This window comes from Kangiella sp. M94, assembly GCF_054926195.1.
The window spans coordinates 1,177,555-1,197,209 of sequence record NZ_CM142903.1 but is presented as its reverse complement, the minus strand read 5'-3'; the positions used below and the strand labels follow the sequence as shown (position 1 = coordinate 1,197,209).

The following is a 19,655-nucleotide window of genomic DNA, read 5'->3' as shown; positions in this document are numbered from 1 at the left end:
AGCTCAAACATTATGCTATCAAAATCAGCAAGCTTAGAGGTATTATTGCGAGCAAGGATTAATAAATGGTAATAGAGTTAAGCCCAGATTCGATAGTAGTAAAAATCATTGCTGTGATACTCTTTATTATTGGAGTGTATGTCTTAATTTATTCTATTTATGATGTTTTCAGATCTTATAAATCCATGTTTTGGGTGCCGGTTGAGGCAGTAATGATAAAGAATGTCATATCATACTCAGAGAACGTTTCCTACAATGATGGAAGAAAGGAAGTAAGTCATATTTATAGACCAGAGATATCATATAAATATGAGGTTCGAGGAGTTAGTTATACTGGTAATAGAATGTATTGGATGGATGCGCTGATGGGAAACTCACATCTAACTGCGCCTATGCACGTGCTAGACTTTATTGGAGAAACGGATCCAGGCGAAAGGTTTACTGTATATTTTGACCCCGACAATCACGGACGATCTGTGGTGTTCCGAGGGGTTAGCAATTATGGAATTTGTAGTACTTGTATTGGGCTGTTAGCAGCTGCGCTGTGTCTTTACGTAGCAATCACAATCTTGGCGAAGGTCTAAAATTTCGACACTAACAAATAACAATAGGTTTTGGACCTGCACAAACTCAACTTATTGTGGTAATGAATCGATAAAACTGGAAATGCGAACTTGGAGTAATGTGTAATTTGGGAGAGAATTTTTGAAAGTCTATCTTGATGATGAAAGAGAAACGCCAGTAGGATGGAAAAGAGTTTACTGGCCTGAAGAGGCAATTGAACTTTTAAAATCTGGATTAGTTGAAGAAATCAGTCTCGATCACGATCTCGGTGATGATGCACATGGTACTGGTTACGATGTCGTGTTATGGATAGAAGAGCAAGTAATTGTAAACAATTTTTCACCTCCAAGAATAAAAGTGCACTCAGCAAACTCGTCTGCTCGTCAAAAAATGGAGCTTGGCATTAAAAGTATTTATGCGCATAGTAAAGATAAATAGCAAATCATACACTTGAAATATTGCTTGGAGAATCGAACCTCAGCGTAACTTAGTACATTTCAGCCCCTGTGCATGCTACTACGCAGAGGGAGAGCCATGTTCTAATCTGTTCTTTCCCTAACGTATTGATATTGCTAATATCCATTAAACCTTAATGTCCGATACTATAATGTTAGATTGAAATGCAAACCATGAAACGACCATGTCCACATATTGCACCAGCAATTACACCACTGCTAATCGCAGGCGCTATCTTTATAGAAGTGAGTCCTGGTGGTAGTGAGTTTAAATTTATTCACCATTTAAGCAAAGGTGCAACACCTCAGTATGCAAGTGAGCTCGCAACAATAAACGGTATAAAATACTGGATTAACAATGATTTACATTATGACAAAGATTGTGGGTTCTCTTGTTCAATATGTGGGCTAGCAGTTTCATGGTTACAAAAAGATGGCGTCATAAATGCAATCTAACAAGAGCATCAAATTCACTCTCTTAAATCGCTTATGGGCGGTGTTAGGTGCTTCATGAACCAGCAAGAAATCCAAGCTCTCGTTGCTAAAAAAAGGGAAAATTATCAAAGAAGTCTTGAGAATTTATTTGGAATCTCATGACTGTGTATGTGATTGGGAAGAGTTCGAATATTGGGCAAGCAAAGAACAAGGTCCTGGTTGGCACGATACAATTCAAATAACAGCTTTAAAGTTTCCCAGTAGAATTCGTGTTATACCCACCGCCGCTAAACAACCTCCCTGCCAGTATCAGTTGACCACCTATACTATAATCTCCTGACTAGACCACCGGGCTTGGGAAAGTTTAAATAAGTGCTACTATAGGTACTATGAGTACCTTAAATGATTCAAAATTAAACCGCCTTCTCCGTAGTCAGCCAGAAGATGTTGTTTTAACATATTCATGGCTTGCTAAAGAGGGTTATAGCTACGATTTGCAAAAGCGCTATAGAAAAAGAAAATGGTTTGACTCTATAGGCACTGGCGCACTAGTGCGCCACGGTAAGAAAGTAGACTATCTTGCTGGAGTATACGCATTGCAATCACAGCTTGGCCTGTCTGTTCACCCAGGAGAGAAGACGGCCTTATCACTTCAGGGTAAATCTCATTATTTAGAAGTATCTGCCAAACGAGCTCAACTCTTTGGAAGTGAACATGAAAATCTACCTAGTTGGTTTAGAAAATACGATTGGGGGTTAGAGCTAAAAACCACGCTTTCATCATTTTTATCTCCAGATATAGGACTAATAGACTTTGAGCACAAAGGGTTTAAAGTGAAAGTCTCTAGTCCAGCTAGAGCTATACTTGAGTGTTTATATCAGGCTCCCCAGAAGCAGCCTTTATTAGAAGTGTATGAACTAATGGAGGGGGTGAATAATTTAAGGCCAGCTAACGTAAACAAGTTACTAATGAATTGCACCTCAGTAAAAGCGAAGCGTTTATTCTTGTATATGGCTGAAAAAGCTGGTCATGCCTGGTTTGATTATATAAAAATAGATGAGCTGGATTTAGGGCATGGTAAACGTAGTATCGTTAAAAATGGTGTATATGTACCGAAATATAAAATAACCGTCCCCAAGGAAATCGAAGAAAACCATGGATAGTGGGTATCAGCAACAAACAAAACTGCTCTACGTGTAGTGTAACGAAATTTTCTGCTTATAACTGCTCCAGTTTTATGGAAGGATTACAGTTAAACTCAACTCTTACTTTCAGATCATTATAAGTTGGTTCTCAGAGCATTATTAGATGACTTATCAACTCGTCTAACAGGTATTCGCTATTTGACCCCTCCTTGACAAAAATGCTCGTATCTTTTCAAAGTTCGATTCCAAAAAATGTGAGTATCCCACATAGTGATTTCTAAATTGATTATGGACAAACAATAAACCAAGCATTTGGTATTGAACAGAAGTGAGTCCATCTCGATAGAGCTCTTTATTCATGTAAAAAAAGTGTGGATTATTTTTCTTCAGCATTTCTATGATTTCTGGAAACTTTTTTAGAGTAAATGCCTCGGGCAGATAGCTATTAGGAAAGTAGCCATCCAAACAATGATTGTGTAATTGAAAGTATGCTTGACCATCTTGGCTTGGTTTAACGTGCGTTAAGTAGTTTTCAAGGTCAGCAATATAAACCGTTCTCGGGTAAGACTTGATAACCTGAACGTAGGAAGTGGCAATATACTCATAAACTTGAAGAAAGCATTGCAACAAATCTATTTCATACATGAACGCTTGGAAGTCTATAGGTGTTTCGTAATAGCTCTCCTCAGTAGCAAGGTATTTACAGGGTGTTGGAGTCTTCGGATAATTCTTAATACCATCAAAGTATAAGAAATTTTGTTCAGGGTCATCAGGTGGTATATACCAGCTATGATTATCAACCAATAGGATGGAGTACCAACAACTAAATGCAATGCAAAGAGGGCAGTCACTCTCGATAGACATTATGGAAGATATATCAGACCTATGAAGTGAGTGTGTTTTAGGGTGGATTTCATTCAATAACTCATGAACTCGTTTTATCGCCTTCTGTCTAGCTAGAACCATCTGTTGAGGTAATTGGATAATATGCCCGTAAATTTCAGGGCATAAATGATTATGGCTTAGGATCCTAGTATACCTATTCGGGCAATCCTCATATATATCTGATGGCTGCCACTGGGTGGACTTTACCAACCATTGTTTATGAGTCGTGGCCTGATAGGTTAAATAAGGTTCAAGGGCGATGGTAGCCTTCGGATAAAGGTGTAACATCACTGATGCAAAATCTTCATCCGATGGCCTCATGTTCATTTTATTTTCTCTTGAAAAAACAAGATCTTCGTATTGATCCCAGCAAAACCAAAGAACTGATGATTTTGCCAACTTGTCTACATGTTCTGATAATGTAAGAAGACCTGCGAAATCCTGCTTGCCTAAGTTATATTGCAAGACCAAATACTCATCAAGAGGCTTTAAACCACATGCCTGGCAGTGATGCTTAAAAAATTCTTTGCAGTTTCCCCATGGCCGATTACACTCTTTGCACAATGACTCAAGCGGTTTTGAGTGTAACGGGCAGGTATGAAGCCAAGGGAACTGAAATAGGTAAGAGTGGTACCCAGCGTTACCGCATTCTTGGCAGAGTTGAGGTTTACCATTTGGGATTTGATGAGAATGCCTTTCAAGCTCCTGTTTGTGTTCCGGCAAAATCTCCGCTTGCTTAAGATAGAGATCCTTTAGTAGGTCGAACATCTTTTCTGTAGAGCATGCCTTGTTATCGTTTAAAAACATTTCCCAGCCATGAAGTGTCAAGCTGGGATTGCAATGAAATAGACGTATCATTACTGAGTACCAGGATTCTAAAGGCTGGCTTAACCAATACCCAGTATTGATAACGGTATCACTGATAGGGCGCATGAAGTAATCCTGAAGCTTCGATGCATGCAGAAATCATATCTGGCTCAAAATTTTTTGCGCCGTATTTATATAAGTAATCGGGCAATAACAGGTTAAGCGCGCTGAAAAAGTATTGCGCCGGCCAAGATGATATTTTCAGTTGCTTGCGATAAGTATTAAACGTATCCCAGATGATGGAAGACAGCTGAGCTAAACGAAATCCATTGTTGAATTCTTTTTCAGAGAAAAACTCCGTATAAGTTGGACCCGTTTCTTCCGGATACCGTAATTTATCGTACTGTTTTAGAATAAACTCAACATCTTGCTTTGAATGTATCCCTTTAAATTTATGCTGCTCGGTAAAGAAGCGCCCTCGAATGGACTCATTACTATCAAGTTCAAGGTCAGATAATAATAAGTGGTAACTTGAACTATTTCCGATCATAAATACACATAATCGTAAGTTATATTCATATAAAGTATCGTATAACTCTGAGAATACTTCTATTTGCTTAGGTGTTAGTCTCTGTATTTCATCAACAATTAAGATGACTGTTTTATGTTCAGTTAAATGGCTTAACTCTATCAAATGCGCAACTAACGTATTGGCTAACTCATTGCATGTTGCCCGTCGATTGAATGACAATCCAGTATGTGTCAGACACTTATAATGAACCTCGCGTATAGTATTTTTATCACGTGGAGGCATGGACGTATATAAGACCGGCAAATGTACACCTGAGCGTGCCTGTATACTATTTCTTACATTCAAAAAAGAGGTGGTCTTTCCGATCCTTGGTGGCCCATGAAAAAAAGCCCCTGGTTTTCCTGTCCAAAGATGATTATGCAATTGATCGAGAAGAATTTTCTCAGCTCGTGTGGGAACTCGAAATGCTTGAGGAGTAAAGATAGGATGATCGTAGAAGCTGGTACCTAGTTTAGACATGACTACTACTCCAAGTAAATTTATTGCGCTTATTGGATAAACCGCTTTGTGTCTCGTTTATGCCACTTTCTTGTTCCTCAGGACTGGATTTGAAATTCATTTCACGGCTAACCCGAACCATCTCCAGGGCATATTTTGGGGAGTCACGATGCTTAACTATTTTATTAACGTAAGCCCCGAGTGGGTCGGTTCTGTATCTGTTGGAATCCTTGGTATGTTTTAAGGTGCGGCGGCGTGTTTTGCGGGAATGAGGGTGACGTTGCCAAGATATAGCCGCTAAACCAATGCCGATATTATCTCCATCCAGCGTAGTGACTTCCATTTTCCGAATGTCTCTCGAGTCATACCAAACTCTCACCTTTATCGAGTGGTTCAATTTTATCTCCATATTTTGTAATGTATACCGAACACGATCGAAATTGTAGTAAGGTCGCCTCTTTTCGGCGGTATTGACATGAAGGGTTACGATTCTTGATCGTGTACTGTACCCAAATCGTTTAGGGGGGGGCGCGGGGCGGAACCAATAAGCTCCTTCATGAAAAAGCTGAGTCGCTTTCTCAAGTGGACTGCAGCCTAAGTTACTTCTTGCTTTCTGATTGGTTTCGGCAATCACCAGACTGATCATGGCTTCCAGCTCTTTTAACTGTATTCGAGGTGCCTTTTTAGCTTGATGCGCTGGCTCTCGCTTTGGATCATAAATGTGCGAGCCGGTCGTTGATGGAAGTCTGTGAACGGGGTTATTCAGTCGATTAAACGCATATTCTATAAGGTTACGCCGCTTGGGCACTTTAACTAATCCAAAGTTTTGTACGGCACCCCATTCATTGACGATAAGTTGACGAACACTATCAGCTAAATGCGCCAACGCATTATCCAAAGCAACTTGTCCCACTTGGATTTGTGGCAGTGCATCAATCAAGTCCTTCTGCTCGACAGTTAAAGACTGCTGCTCATTGTTGGTATAGCTTTGCTCCTTATCTTCTGGATAAACAAGTTGTTGTAGCATATGTAGGATATCATCTTGATCATAGAATCTATCGACGACTAAATAGTGACTAACAATTAACTCGGAGCGTTTGTCGATCATTAAGATTAGACTGCAACGTGCCAAGCGAACCGGAAAGAATTGTCCATCGTACTCGATCCAAACTTTACTCATAGCATCAGTCAATTGCTCATCTAGCTGAAGTTCCTCTAGCAAATACTCAACCAAGATTTTTGGCTGTATGATTCTCTTCGGATAGACAAAAGCCTGCAATTCATTTTCTTTTTCGATTAACCAAGATCGAAATGATTGATACCCTAGGGAGATTACCGTGAAAGGATATTGATCTACGGGCCATTGATGATCTCGCAAATACTGTAAATAGTCTTGATGTAAGGTTGTAATTGTATAATTATCGCAATTTTCTTTATGCTGAAGCTTAGCTTTAATTTTTTTGAGTAAAAAGCTTTCCAAACCTTCAACAGACTGCATAACACATCCAAATGAACAAGCAGAACCAGAGGGGGTAGTCAGAGAGGGTAACCGTTTCGTGCGCCGATGTGGCTTTCTGACCTGGTAAGGTATCAAAGCTTTCGACAGTTGAGGTTGCGACTTTAGAGAGGAATCAAGTGCATTATGCGTTAACGCATACACGGCCTGTTGAGACAGGTTGAATGTTTGCGCAATGTCATTAATGGATCCTCCGTCCAGATACGCACCCATTACAGCCAGATTGCGCCTTACCTGGGCATGATACTGTGGCTCAATGAGGCTTAAGTCAATCGTTGGCCATTGATCTAAATCACGGTACTCTGGGTGAGTCGTTAGCCACTCTTGATGTTTACGAAGCATTAACCAACCTCACAATAGTATCTGGATTCAAGCTCGAATAGTCTAACTCAAGCTCACATTGTCCCCGATGAGCCATTCGAAATAAGGCCAGAAGATCCAATGTTTGTTCTTTATCTTTGTAGTACGGAATAAGTGAACCTAATTCAATAGCATCAGCATCGACGAGCTGTTCATAAAGTTGTTTGATTTGGTTTGTGCTGTCAAAGTCCTTCCAGGCTCGCAGGTAGCTGACTATCCAGAACCAGTTACGAGCTTTAACTTCTCGAGCCATTAGGGACTCATTTGTAATTTCACAATATTCGATCCCATGAGGTCGACAGAAACGACTGACCCATTCACCTCTTTCTTTGGGAAACTTTCCTTCAGGTTTTATTTCGACAATAAGACGTTGAGAGCCTCTAGCAATATAACAGTCGGGGACGTAACCGTTTTGCCTCCAGGGCAAGCGAAACGGCTGAGGTACAAAACGCGTGACATCGGGATCGGACTCTAACAAAAGGGCATGCAGGAGTTCGTGGTAGGAGTGAAAGTCGGCCACACCGTTATATTTCAACATGCCACACTGGTAAAAGTCGCATTTCTTTTTAAATCCGATTTTGGTAATCTGTTGTTGCGGGTTTCGAAGATCAAGCATTTTGTTCGACCATTTTGGAGCCCCCTCAGGAGAGAGTGTCGATCTCTCACTGAGGGATATGGAGTGAATCACTCCCTTTACTTAAAAAGTTTACCCGCAAACTTATCTCTTGCTTAATCTTCGTTTATCGGAAATTTTCAGACGAATATCTGAAAGTTGATGGCTTTTTAATATCTAAAGGTAAAGGCTCCATGGCTCACATTCCCCGCAGCTTTGCGGTGACATTATTGGATATTTCAAAATCTAATTTTGATCATTGGCATGAGTTGTACGATCCTTCAGCTTCTAAACCTCGTCGTTACCGATTTGCCGATCTAGTACTGTTTGCGCTGATACGAGATCTAGTCAAGTTGGACGGCAACCCCATCAGTGAGCTTAAAACATCCATTTCTCAGGAAACGTTGCTGAGTTTGCGCGAAGCACTGATTCAGGATCCCCATGCCCCCTTGTGGTTTCACTATATACGCCGACAAAAGAAATCTTATTGGCAAAGCACGGAAGAGCTAGAACGAGATATGAAACGATTTGAAGGGCAGGGGCGGCTGAGCTACGAAATCCAGCCACTTCGAGAGGAATTGATCGCTAGGTTTCAACAACTCTAGTTGATTACCTAGCTGCGTCTATCGGCTTGTTGCCATTCTCTTAAGAGGCACAAATCGGAACAGCGTATATCAGGATTGTTAACGTCTAAAAATTTGCCGCCCTATATATTGAAGCTGGAAATTTTCCGATTACTGGAATCTGTGCGAACTAAATAATTTCTTTGCCTATCGGTTTATCAGCAAACGTCTCTTCGTGTTGTTGCTCTCTCTTCATATCCTTTACCAGATCATGAAGGTTTTCTAGCTTTTTCGTAGGTTTGACTAGGAGTGAATTACCAACCTGAGTAACATCAACTTTAGAGCCAATTTCAAGGTTTAAAGCCAGAAGCAGATCCTCGGGGATCACCAGACCAACAGAGTTTCCAACTTTTGTTAATACTAGCGTGGGCATGTCATCCTCCTGTTTAAATCAGTTAGCCGCAGTAATAAAGACTGCATTAAACAATTATGTCATCGTGCAGTAGCGACTGTCCACTTCCGGTAAGTTGGCAGCAACATACATTCCCAGATTAATCCATTGCGAATTAAAAGGGTCCTTCGGTGCACTTTATGTAGAGTTTTTCTGGTCAGTTTTGGCAAGCGGTCTGGTCAGGACATGCCGGTAGGGGTGGTCAACTGATACTGGCGGGGTGGTCAGTTTGATGCGGTGCTTACAGTCATACCTTTCGACACAGCTTTGCGATTCATTTAGTATTACATGGACGACCCTTGAAAGTGATCAGCCAGATGTTAGGTCACAGCTCGGTGAAAAGCACCGAGATCTACACCAATGTGCTTACGGTTGATGGTAGTCACTTTATGGAAGGGGTTGCTTTTCATTAACCGCCAGTTTAACTCAGTATCGTGAGGCTGGTGCGATTGAGGAAGATTATGACTAAGGATTTTGCCATACAGGCATGTCTTGCACTGCTCGTCGGAGCTGGTGTGTTCTATATCACAGCGCCTCATAGCTGGGGACTCGGGATCTTTATACAAGAGCCTATCTATGCCGCTCTATCTCTTGCTATTAGCCAGGCCATCTTAATTCCATCCATCCTTTTCTTCTTTAAAAAGAAGCAAAAACACCTGGTTTCCACGTTTCTGTTTAGTTTTATCGGCATAGTGTTAATGGTTTTTCTATACCCTTCAAGTAAGAGGTTAACACTGCCATCAGACTCTATTCGTGAAGACATCAAGGCATCTTTGCATAAAAAAACGGACATGCCTGCAGATTTAAGAATAAGGGTAGGCTACAGAACCAAGCAGCCTTTTGATTTTTTTGCCGAGCATAAATGGACCGTTAGGATTTCAGGCAATGATCCGCTAAAGCACAAAACGCTCACCTACATTGAGCGCTTTGGCCACGGTGTACTAATCATTTCAGAGGAAGTAAATTGGTCCGAACTTAATAATAGAAAACCTCAGTAATCATTCTTTCCATTCAGATCATTTGGAGCAAACAATTATCATTATTAAGGGGTAATATCAGTCCTTCTTAAAACCTGGAGCGAGGGTTAAGGTAGATATTTCCAGCTCACTAAGTTTTTTCAGCGTTTCTATATTTTGACAGTGCAAATGATATTCTTCGCCTTCTAACTCGTGATTTGATGAGCAATCCACATTCCAGCGTCTTAGTACATAACCAGCTAATGCAGCTCGGACTCGCTTTTTTAGTACTCCTTGCTTCATGCAATAATCTTTTTCAATTGTCTCTTTATGACTTACTCTAGGGTGCGGCACGAGCTCCAAAGTGACTTCAGTATTCCATTGCTTATCAAATTTCTGTGTTTCATGTTCTTTAATATCTGTGATTTGGCTAAAACTTGGCTCTGAAATTCTATTTATAACAAAATCCGTAAAGCGGTCCCTTCTTCGATCATATGCTCTAACGTGCCACCTTAGTGCGTTATCTACTAAAGCATGGGGGATAATCTCACGTCGTGTTTCACCACTTGTTAGCGAGCGGTACGTGATTTCTAATGGTTTTTGTAAATTTAAACTTCTGGTAACAAATGACAATACCCTCTGATCGGGTTGACTAAGCCTAGGAGCTTCACATGTGATGGGGGAGTTATTATCGTTTTTAACACCATCACCATAGCCTTCTGCCATAGTTGAAAGTAATCGATCGGTTGAATACTTAAAAACACATTTAAAACTGGAGCTAGGTTCATAAAAGCGTAATCTAGGATTGTATGTGATGTTACCTGGAGCGATATCATTATAAAGAGTTAGATCCCTTGATGCTGCAGCCTCTTTTATACCGAACCTGTCTTGAAGAATCTTCCTGCCGACCTCACCAAGAAAGTATGCCGAGTACTCAATAAAAGCAAGTCTCTCTAGTTGATTAACCGAATATTCACCAAGGTCAAGGTTGGATGCGGGTACAAACATATTTTCTCCTTTTAAAAAGCGCCCTGTAGACTAATATACAAAATATATACTATATACTTTTAATTGACATTATCATTTTGATGAGGTATGGTGCGATTAATGATAACCAGTAATCACTAATAATATTTAGTAGTTGCCGGTGAGTCATAGGAAGCGGTTAGTTCTACAGAATCTGAAGTTTTGTTTGAAATAAGCTCGAGATAACGTATCTCCCATCTCCAGTCCCATCTACTCTTTCAGTAAGTTAGTTCCCGCACACCATCTTATGTTGCCTGCTAAGGTTCTATAAGCCTAATAACATAAGAAACTTATTTTTATAGAGCTGGAGGTAATTAGACTATGACAGCTACAATCACATTTTTCCCTGTAGATAATGGAGATATGACATTAATCAAGCTTGCTGATGAAAAAGGAACAAGCCTCTTAATCGACTGCAATATTAGGACAGCAGCTGATGATTCAAAGGACTTCACGCCTGATGTTGGCAAGTATCTTAGAGATAGAATTAATAACGATGACAACAACAGGCCCTATGTAGACGCAATGCTTTTAACACATCCAGATAAAGATCATTGCTTAGGCTTGCGCACTCATTTCTGGTTGGGGCCAATTGATGATTACCCTGATGATTTTAAGCCTCAAAATGAAAAGAGGATTATCATTCGTGAGATGTGGTCATCTCCGATGGTATTTAGACGTGCTTCAAAAAATCATGTTCTTTGCGATGATGCTAAAGCTTTTAACTCAGAAGCAAAGCGTAGAGTTGAAATTAATAAGAAATCAAACTTCAATGTTAGGGATGGTGATAGGCTTTTGATTCTCGGTGAAGACGAAAATGGTAAAACAGATGAGTTACAACCAATTTTAATCCGTAATGGGCAAGTATTTAATGGTGTCAATAAAACAGCTACCGCATATCTGAACTCCACCTTAATTGCTCCTTTTACTAAACAAGACGATGAATCCGAAGCTATTCTATCTAAAAACAACTCAAGCGTCATAATCAGCTTTAAGATTAAAGGCAACATGCATGGGAACGCCATTAGTACATTTCTTTGTGGTGGAGATGCAGATGTAACAATTTGGGAGAGGGTAGCTGCTAATTATAGCTCTGAAGATTTAGCTTATGACCTACTTTTGGCTCCACATCATTGCTCTTGGCGGAGCCTTTCGCATGATAGTTGGTCTGATAATGGTGAAGAGGCAACAGTTTCACCCAAAGCTCGGAAAGCTCTTTCAAATGCTAACTACGGGGCATTTATAGTTTCAAGCAGCAAACCAATCCTTGACGATAAGATTGACCCTCCTTGTATACGTGCAAAGCGAGAATATCGTGAAATATTAGGGGTGTCGGGGATCTTTAAATGCACAGGGGAAGAGCCGAACAAATTCAACCCTAAGCCGCTAGACTTTGAGGTAACTACCAGTGGCTTTAAAATTACTGTTGCAAGTTCAGCAGCAGCATCAGTTTTGTCATGTTCGCCTCCAAGAGCTGGCGCATGCAAGTAGATTTCTTTGATTGGGGTGGTCAACTCATCACGGCTGATCAGTTAGATCCTGTTGTTCAGAGTGTTTATCAGGCTTGTTTGGATAATTCTTCATGTGTAGTACTCGAATTAAAATCTAATTCAGATAACAATACGCAGTCAATAATAGCGGAGTTTGCTGACGGTACTTTTGATGTAGATAATCAAGCTGGTATACATCGAATGGAGCGGTTGTCTATAACATATACTCCTGATAAAGATTTTATTTGGGAAGTTAGGGCGCTAAGAAAAGATTTTCCAGTAACGATCCATCAAAATCACGTTTTGGAAAATGAACCCCGATCCTTATGTTTGTATATAGAACCCTGGTCCTCTGTCGAAAGGTCCTGGACCCCAGAGTTATTTATAAAGCGAGTTTTCTGGTGGCTCAGGGAGACGGCAAACGGAAGAATTCATGACAAAGATCAACCTATAGAGCAAATTTTTTTTTCAAGCCCTTACAGTGTAGTCCTACCTAATAATTATTTCAGTGATAAAGTAGTTAAACAGAATTGCCTCTCTTTTACCATGGTTGAGAGTAATAATCTAACAACATTAATTGGTAGTTATGCGGATAAAAATATAAGCAACAAACCTTCTTGTGTGACAGTTCCAGTTGTTTTGGAACCTGTCGAAAATGGCCCTGTGGAGGAATATCCGTATACATTGGGTCAGCTCCAAACGCTCCTTAAAAAAAAGGGGAGAGGGGTTGTAGAGCAGTTAAAGAGTGCTATTCTGGCGCAAGTTACTGAAGATGGGGTTAGTGTAAATAATCAGGTAAAAGAATTTATACTTTTGTTGATAGCGGTGCCGAGAATTCGTAACAATGTCGTTGAAAAAGTTGAAATACAGGGCTTTATGGTTGACTTGCCTTACGCAATGCTGGGTGAAAAGCTAAGCGTTTTGTTTAAAGCACCCAAACAAAACAAGTGGTATAGAGACGTGCTAGGAACATCCGACGGTGATGAATGGGAGAATATCCCTATTTTTCCTATAAGTGTATACTCTTATCCGACTCCTGAGGATATTAGACAGTATTCAGGGATATCTAGAGATGACTTAGGTCCTAATGGAATTATTGCGGGTGTAGGAGCTCTAGGTGGAATGATTGCAAAAATATGGGGGCGCGAATGTTGGGGGGAGTGGACGTACATAGACGATGATATACTCAAACCCCATAATATCACTCGTCATATCACATCACGCAATAACGTGGGTTTTCCAAAGTCGATGGTAGTGGATTCTATTGTTGCTAATATACATGAATTGGATAGTCATAATTCCACAAAACATCTTGTTGGTAGTGTCGTTTCGGATGCCCCCCAAGTAGTAAGCAGAGTTGAAGAGTCTGAACTCCTTGTCGATACGACGACAACTTTGTATGTGCCAAGAAAAATCTCTAAACGAGACAATTTTCCTAGAACTGCAAATGTGTTTATTACTCCCTCGGGAATGTCTGCGGTACTTTTATTAGAGGATAAAGAAAGAAGCATTCGGTGTAATAGTCTAGAGGCGCAATATTATAGAGCTATATTAAATAGCGGATGGGGAGCGCGGCACCTAACTGGACATTTGGGAAAGTTTTGGGTTGGAGCTGGATGCCGGGAGGCGACTGCTGCCATATCAGATGAGTTAATTCACCTTCATGCTGCAATTTTATCCAGACAAATAAGAAAAAGCGTTTCAAATAGCTCAGCTAAAATATGCATTTGGGAGTATCAGGATGATCTTAGCGGTGTTACACCTTATGACATAGCTGTATTTCCTGCAAAATCTACTGTGATTTCAGGTTGGGAGGTCAGTTGGGATGATGGTTTTTTAAGTGAGATAAAAATGTTTCGGGATGAAGCGCTTCCTAATGAAACAGGTGGGGTTTTATTTGGTATAGTAGATCAAAAGGCCAAAACTATTACATTGGTGAAAGCTTGTAGTGCTCCTGAAAAAAGTGATTCAACACCTACTAGCTTTAAAAGGGGAGAATATCAGTCAAATGAATTGTTGAACAACAGCCTTGAACGAACTGGAGGTGTAGTGACATATGTTGGGGAATGGCATTCTCATCCCAGAGGTTTATCACCGCAACAAAGTCAAGCCGACATTCATCAGCTTAGTTTTTTGAATACAGCTTTAAAAGAAGATGGGTTGCCTGCATTAATGCTGATTGTTTCTGATATGTCATTTGCTTTTTATATTGATGGGAAGGGTAGCGAAATAGATTTTGAATAAATCTACTTTATATACCAGTAACTGCTCGAAGCTACTATTTAAATAGCTTTAACAAATATGGTAGAAACATGAATGTTGTCTAATATTTTCGACAAATATAGCTTGGGGGCACGAGTTAAGCCATCACTCCTGGCATTGTTACCTCTTATTGTAACTTCATACATTGTTATTCCATCTCTCTACAATCTTGTGGCTACGTTGCTGAGCACTATAGTAGCATGTGGCTTTATTACTTTATTAGCGCATTACTCAAGACACAAAGGCAGGGAAACTGAAAAACGGCTATACGCCTTATGGGGAGGGAAGCCTACAACTATCATATTGCGACATAGTGATAGCACATTGGATCAGCATACAAAAAACAGATATCACAAGTATTTGTCGAAAAACATCACCCACTGGCAATCACCGACTAAGGCAGATGAAAAGAACAATCCAGATAAGGCAAATGAGTATTATGATTCGGCCATAAGGTGGTTGCTCGAAAAAACTAGAGATACAGAAACTTACCGATTATTATTTAAAGAAAACATATCATACGGATTTAGAAGAAACTGTCTTGGAATAAAATGGTCTGGTATATTATTTTCATCTCTTTCAATTTTATTAATATTTTTGAATTTATATCCTAGCACTGAATATATTGATATAAAAAAACATGCTTTGGAGTATGCGGCAGTTGTATTTTCTATGAGCATGTTGTTTTGGTGGTTATTTGTTGTCAATGAGTCTTGGGTTCGTGATGCGGCTGACAGTTACGCGTTGCGCCTTATGGCTGTATGTGAATTATGATCAGCTAGCTGCTATGGCCTAGTTCAGCGAATAGCAATCGATGTTGTTACTGTATGGAAGAGTTGGTTTTTTATTAACCACCACTTCCACTGACTAAGGTGGCGCAAGAATAATTGAGAACTCATCTTGATTAAGGACTTTGTAATACAGGCATTACTCGCACTACTCGTTGGAGCCGGTGTCTTCTATATTGTCGCGCCTTACAGCTGGGGCCTCGGTATAGTTTATAACCAGCTTATTTACATAGTAATATCGCTCGGCATTAGCTTGGCGATATTAATTCCACTCATATTTCTACTTTTCAAAAAGAAGAGAAAACATTTTTTCTCACTACTTTTCTTTAGTTTTATAGGTACTCTTGTGGTCTCTTTTTTGTATCCTCCACACGATAGGTACTTGCATCCATCTGATTCACTAAAAGAAGACATCGAGGTTTCTCTGCATAAGGCGGGGATGCCACCGGGGCTCGGCTTCGACGTAAGGAATAGGAAAAAAGTCGCGTACGACCTTTTTGCTGAGCACCGTTGGGAAGTGAAGGTGATTGGTAGTGGCTATAGGAATTACAAATATTTTTATTATGTAGAGCGCTTTGGCCAGGGCAAATTAATAATCTCCGATAAAGTAGACTGGTCAGAACTTACTAGCAAACCTCAATAATTCTATTTCCTTCAGGCCATTTGGAGCATTTATGGGCAAGCTTTATCAATATCAGTGCAACAGCTGTAAGCATGAATTCGAGTTCACCCAAGGTCCAATCATGGCTGGCCATGTTGCTCATTGTGAGGACTGTGGTAAGGAAAAGCTGTTAGCTCCTGATGAGTTGCTGATGGAACTGTGGGGCTATCATAGTTTTGACTACGAGTGGGACCCAGAGTTGAGTGATAATGAACCCAAGCTTACGACAGCAGTTACAGGTAAGTGTGCTTGCGGTGGAAACTACTCGCTAAATGCGCGTCCTCGCTGCCCAAAATGCCGTTCAGACGATATCAATCAGGACAACAGCCGTATCATATTGATCGACTAACAACCTTTGATTGTTAGAAATTCGCTAATTATAAAAGTATGCAAAAAACTGTTGCTAACTATTACAAGATCCAAGTCCTTGTTATATATTCAAGTCATGACTATTAATTGAGCAAATAATAAACATGCTTGGAGAAATTTCAGCAGGGCTATCTATCTTTGATAGATTCAAAAAATTCTTTGGCAAGAATGAGCCAAACACTCAACCGATAATTATCAGGCGGTTCCTGGCATTATTTGAAAATCATGGTGTTCACCAAAACCAGATCCCACGATTTTTCGATGGTGGCATCGAGCTGCCCGATTTGCACTCTAATGAACGGTTACTCGAAAAACTGACAGAAGATGTTCTGGAAAAGGCATGCGACATGTTTGGGGTTAAAAGAGAGTGGCTGGATGGTGATTCCGACACTATTTATGAGGTTAAGGGGTTTTATAAGAATGTCCCGGAATTTGAGCAGCATATTAAAAGTATTAAACAAAGGCCGACTGACGTGGAAAGGGTGTATGTCCTATCCCCTGAAAATCCCTGCTGGAATGACAGTGTTCTGCTGATTTTTGAAAGCTTGATCAAAGCAATTGGTGACAAATACATATATCGATATGATTTCGTGAGTTTTGATAGCGCCTGTTATTGGAAAACAAGGGCCTATTTAACCGCATGTGTTGGATTATGCTATAAAAATGAGATACCGCCATTTGGGTATTACCTTCCTTCAAAAGTAGTTAACAACCTTACAGAAGGTGGTCAATTTATACCCTATACAAATCAAGGATATCTCCCTAAAGGCCACCGTTGGTATGTCGAGGATATGGTCACTGATCCCAAGGTCTATCTTAAAGGGATAGATCCTGAAGATAATAACTTCGGTATTCATCAGGCCATTAGCTATTATTTGAAGCTAGAAGAGCAGGGATACATGGACTTAGGCTACAGTTCAGGCAGGCAGGACAGCATTCAATCCCTTTAAAGATATTGATAGCGGAGAGTTAGATCTGCTTCATGTTTACCAAGTACATCGCTCAGTATTCGAAGAGCTATCGGCATATCGTGATGAGGATATTATAAAATCTTGGCTTAATAGGAAATACCAAGGATATTTTAATTACGACACTGATGAAGGAAGACGAACTTTTTTTATTGCTATAAGAAAGAATGGGCTTATTTAGGTGAAGATGTTTTTATTTGGATAGATGTTCATTGTGGTGAGCATCAGTTCTTAAAAGCAAGTTTTGATCCCGCTCCGATCAAGGACAAAGTTAAAATTATTCCAGAAAAGTTAAAACACTTTGAAACGGACAATCTGGAATATTATAGGACCAATAAAGTTGAGTTCGACATTGATGATGAGCTATCTTTTAATTCAGCCTTCAAGAAGGTTCTAGCATTAGCGGATGAGCTATTCGACTTAATCACTAGGCAAATCCATGAATAAATACAACATTCATTTTGGGTTTGCAACTAAATTAATTTAACATTCATAGGGATCATGAACTACGCTTAGTAGTATTTTGATATTAATACGAAGAGATTGGTTTTCAGAAAATAGTTTTCGTAAGGCATTTGGCTGCGTTGACGTAAAAACTCACTAAATCAGTATTTTTAGAATCGGGCATATATGCGTGTTATGTACGACTTTATCTCATCATATCGTCCAAAAATGTCTATCACAATAGATAATCTATTATTATCCAAAATGAAACATCGAAAGCTATAGACATGTAAAGAGTATAGAAATAGTATGTATATACATATTACACCATGCAGTACAAAATAATCAGAGGTTTCAAAAATGGCGCGCATCGGTATTTCTCAATATGACGTTGAAAAAGCATATAAGTCATTGACTTCACAGGGTGTTAATAACCCATCAATTGATGCAATACGAGCTGAGCTGGGTAACACAGGCTCCAAAACCACCATCTCAAAATACCTCAAAGATATTAAAAAGACCCGTACTAACGGTACACTCACCGAGGTCAAAGTCTCCGACGCCATTGGGCACCTGGTAAGCCAGCTTGCTGCCAGGCTCAACGCTGAAGCGAATAAAACCATTGAAGACATGGAGCAAGCTTTTGAGAATGAGCGTCAGGCCTGGAATCAAGAAAAGTCAGGACTTGAGGAGTCGTTAAGCCAAGCCACAGAGCAAAATAAAGCTCTAAGTGAGAACATTCACTCACTACAGGCGAAGCTCAATACTGCCAGCCGTGAGAGTGAGCAACTGAACATTGAGTTGCAAGGTATTCAAAGTGACTTGAAAGAACTTACAGCCGTTTGTCGACAAAAAGATGAACGAATTATCGATCTGGAGAAGAGTCTGCAACACAGTTATGACAACTTGAGCCACTTCCGCGAATCCGCCAAAGAACAACGTGATCAACAAGAGCGCAAGCACGCTGAAGAAGTGTCGGGATTGCGAGCAGAGCAGCGAAAGCTGGGGCAAACCATTGCCTCTCAACAGTCAGAACTCACGCAGTTGAACCGTCAGAACGCTGAGCTAATCACCGAAAAGCGGTTGTTGGCCAAGTCACAGCGCGAACTTCAAAACTCATTAAAAACGTTAACTGAAAAGGTGCAGTCAGCCAGTACTGACAGAGAGGAGCTACTAGCGCAACTTGATGCTATAACCAAAGAAAACAATGAGCTAAACACTTCCGTTGTGCTGCTAGAGCATGAGATTGAGGAATTGAAATCGCCCAAGAAACTCGCAAAAAACAGGAAGTAGCCAAGTCTGAAAGCTAGCGTTTAACCACAAAGCTGTGTAATAGTTGGTTAGTATCCACTTATCTTTTGTGAACTAACTGATAATCTGCTAGTCTACTGCCCTGCATTTATGAGAACGAGTAGAGACTCTTTTTTACCGTGAACCGTCAACTTTTAACTTTCGCTCTAGCCATATTGATTGCCCTGCAATCGGTAGTTGCTGTGGCGGACGTCCATCAGTTTCATCAATCCGGTTCTGAGCATCTTACTTTTGATCACGAGCATCAAAAAGCTCACTCCTCTCCAATACCAGATGATGACAAGCGTTGGTTAGAATCAGAAAAGAGCAAAAGCTACCAGCTTGATTGCCACCATTGTTGTCACTGTCATGGCTCATCACACCCTTTCTTTCTGGGTCGCCAAGATATCTCTGCTTCTCTTTATCACAAGGGTGCTATTTTAGGCAACCCTTCCCATTACCGTTCCCATATAGCCTTCCCTGATAATCCCCCTCCGATCAGTTAAATACAGTACAAATAAACTTTTATTCTGAGGTATAGCGTTGTGCAAATGCCAACCCAGCTGTGCCTGATGTA

The 19,655-nt window shown here is 40.3% G+C and carries 21 protein-coding genes; 15 read left to right on the top strand and 6 right to left on the bottom strand.

Going from position 1 to position 19,655, the window contains the following annotated elements:
• The first annotated feature begins 65 nt into the window (after window positions 1–65).
• From ACYTXU_RS05445 to ACYTXU_RS05430, 4 genes are all read left to right on the top strand, one after another.
• Window positions 66–584 (top strand): DUF3592 domain-containing protein, encoded by a 519-nt coding sequence (locus ACYTXU_RS05445; RefSeq protein ID WP_462208950.1) that lies wholly within the window; start codon window positions 66–68, stop codon window positions 582–584.
• A 121-nt stretch (window positions 585–705) separates the two neighbouring features.
• Window positions 706–1,002, top strand: a complete 297-nt coding sequence (locus ACYTXU_RS05440; RefSeq protein WP_462208949.1) for a cyclic-phosphate processing receiver domain-containing protein — start codon at window positions 706–708, stop codon at window positions 1,000–1,002.
• 182 nt (window positions 1,003–1,184) lie between these two features.
• The gene (locus tag ACYTXU_RS05435) at window positions 1,185–1,475 is read left to right on the top strand and encodes a hypothetical protein (protein WP_462208947.1); all 291 of its coding nucleotides are present in this window, start codon (window positions 1,185–1,187) and stop codon (window positions 1,473–1,475) included.
• 368 nt (window positions 1,476–1,843) lie between these two features.
• Window positions 1,844–2,617, top strand: a complete 774-nt coding sequence (locus ACYTXU_RS05430) for a type IV toxin-antitoxin system AbiEi family antitoxin (RefSeq protein WP_462208946.1) — start codon at window positions 1,844–1,846, stop codon at window positions 2,615–2,617.
• Between the two features lie 162 nt (window positions 2,618–2,779).
• Here the strand turns inward: ACYTXU_RS05430 and ACYTXU_RS05425 are convergent, their stop codons facing one another.
• From ACYTXU_RS05425 to ACYTXU_RS05410, 4 genes are read right to left on the bottom strand one after another with little or no spacing between them, the layout of a single operon-like run.
• The gene (locus ACYTXU_RS05425) at window positions 2,780–4,417 is read right to left on the bottom strand and encodes a hypothetical protein (protein WP_462208944.1); all 1,638 of its coding nucleotides are present in this window, start codon (window positions 4,415–4,417) and stop codon (window positions 2,780–2,782) included.
• On the bottom strand, window positions 4,401–5,342 hold the full coding sequence (locus ACYTXU_RS05420) for an AAA family ATPase (protein ID WP_462208943.1): 942 nt from the start codon (window positions 5,340–5,342) through the stop codon (window positions 4,401–4,403). Before ACYTXU_RS05420 ends, ACYTXU_RS05425 begins: the two co-directional genes overlap by 17 nt.
• Complete coding sequence (locus ACYTXU_RS05415; protein ID WP_462208941.1) at window positions 5,335–7,179, bottom strand: hypothetical protein; 1,845 nt, start codon at window positions 7,177–7,179, stop codon at window positions 5,335–5,337. Before ACYTXU_RS05415 ends, ACYTXU_RS05420 begins: the two co-directional genes overlap by 8 nt.
• Window positions 7,169–7,813: a hypothetical protein gene (locus tag ACYTXU_RS05410; protein ID WP_462208940.1), complete on the bottom strand. Its 645-nt coding sequence runs from the start codon at window positions 7,811–7,813 to the stop codon at window positions 7,169–7,171. Before ACYTXU_RS05410 ends, ACYTXU_RS05415 begins: the two co-directional genes overlap by 11 nt.
• Before the next feature lie 191 nt (window positions 7,814–8,004).
• Here ACYTXU_RS05410 and ACYTXU_RS05405 point away from each other — a divergent pair, with 191 nt between their 5' ends.
• Window positions 8,005–8,415, top strand: coding sequence for a hypothetical protein (locus tag ACYTXU_RS05405; RefSeq protein WP_462208938.1), 411 nt, complete (start codon window positions 8,005–8,007; stop codon window positions 8,413–8,415).
• 148 nt (window positions 8,416–8,563) lie between these two features.
• Here ACYTXU_RS05405 and ACYTXU_RS05400 read toward each other — a convergent pair whose 3' ends face one another.
• A complete protein-coding gene (locus ACYTXU_RS05400) occupies window positions 8,564–8,806 on the bottom strand; it encodes an AbrB/MazE/SpoVT family DNA-binding domain-containing protein (RefSeq protein WP_462208936.1) in 243 nt (80 codons plus the stop codon).
• Between the two features lie 317 nt (window positions 8,807–9,123).
• On the opposite strand from ACYTXU_RS05400, the gene ACYTXU_RS05395 reads away from it, so the two are divergent.
• A complete protein-coding gene (locus ACYTXU_RS05395; RefSeq protein ID WP_462208934.1) occupies window positions 9,124–9,237 on the top strand; it encodes a hypothetical protein in 114 nt (37 codons plus the stop codon).
• A 48-nt stretch (window positions 9,238–9,285) separates the two neighbouring features.
• The gene (locus ACYTXU_RS05390) at window positions 9,286–9,822 is read left to right on the top strand and encodes a hypothetical protein (protein ID WP_462208932.1); all 537 of its coding nucleotides are present in this window, start codon (window positions 9,286–9,288) and stop codon (window positions 9,820–9,822) included.
• Between the two features lie 57 nt (window positions 9,823–9,879).
• Here ACYTXU_RS05390 and ACYTXU_RS05385 read toward each other — a convergent pair whose 3' ends face one another.
• Entirely contained in the window at window positions 9,880–10,788 is a 909-nt protein-coding gene (locus ACYTXU_RS05385; protein WP_462208930.1) for a WYL domain-containing protein, read from the bottom strand.
• Window positions 10,789–11,127: 339 nt separating this feature from the next.
• On the opposite strand from ACYTXU_RS05385, the gene ACYTXU_RS05380 reads away from it, so the two are divergent.
• The 8 genes from ACYTXU_RS05380 (at window position 11,128) to ACYTXU_RS05345 (ending at window position 19,584) form a co-directional block, all read left to right on the top strand.
• A complete protein-coding gene (locus ACYTXU_RS05380; RefSeq protein WP_462208928.1) occupies window positions 11,128–12,297 on the top strand; it encodes a ComEC/Rec2 family competence protein in 1,170 nt (389 codons plus the stop codon).
• The gene (locus tag ACYTXU_RS05375; RefSeq protein ID WP_462208926.1) at window positions 12,288–14,540 is read left to right on the top strand and encodes a Mov34/MPN/PAD-1 family protein; all 2,253 of its coding nucleotides are present in this window, start codon (window positions 12,288–12,290) and stop codon (window positions 14,538–14,540) included. The genes ACYTXU_RS05380 and ACYTXU_RS05375 overlap by 10 nt, the downstream gene beginning before the upstream one ends.
• A gap of 72 nt (window positions 14,541–14,612) precedes the next feature.
• Window positions 14,613–15,332 carry a hypothetical protein gene (locus ACYTXU_RS05370; protein ID WP_462208925.1) on the top strand — a complete coding sequence of 240 codons (720 nt, stop codon included), beginning with the start codon at window positions 14,613–14,615 and terminating at the stop codon, window positions 15,330–15,332.
• A 126-nt stretch (window positions 15,333–15,458) separates the two neighbouring features.
• Window positions 15,459–15,989: a hypothetical protein gene (locus ACYTXU_RS05365; protein WP_462208923.1), complete on the top strand. Its 531-nt coding sequence runs from the start codon at window positions 15,459–15,461 to the stop codon at window positions 15,987–15,989.
• 31 nt (window positions 15,990–16,020) lie between these two features.
• Window positions 16,021–16,356, top strand: coding sequence for an FmdB family zinc ribbon protein (locus ACYTXU_RS05360; protein ID WP_462208922.1), 336 nt, complete (start codon window positions 16,021–16,023; stop codon window positions 16,354–16,356).
• Window positions 16,357–16,480: 124 nt separating this feature from the next.
• Window positions 16,481–17,326, top strand: coding sequence for a hypothetical protein (locus tag ACYTXU_RS05355; RefSeq protein ID WP_462208920.1), 846 nt, complete (start codon window positions 16,481–16,483; stop codon window positions 17,324–17,326).
• A gap of 822 nt (window positions 17,327–18,148) precedes the next feature.
• Window positions 18,149–19,081 (top strand): DNA-binding protein, encoded by a 933-nt coding sequence (locus tag ACYTXU_RS05350; protein ID WP_462208918.1) that lies wholly within the window; start codon window positions 18,149–18,151, stop codon window positions 19,079–19,081.
• A 137-nt stretch (window positions 19,082–19,218) separates the two neighbouring features.
• Window positions 19,219–19,584, top strand: coding sequence for a hypothetical protein (locus ACYTXU_RS05345; protein WP_462208917.1), 366 nt, complete (start codon window positions 19,219–19,221; stop codon window positions 19,582–19,584).
• Window positions 19,585–19,655: the final 71 nt, after the last annotated feature.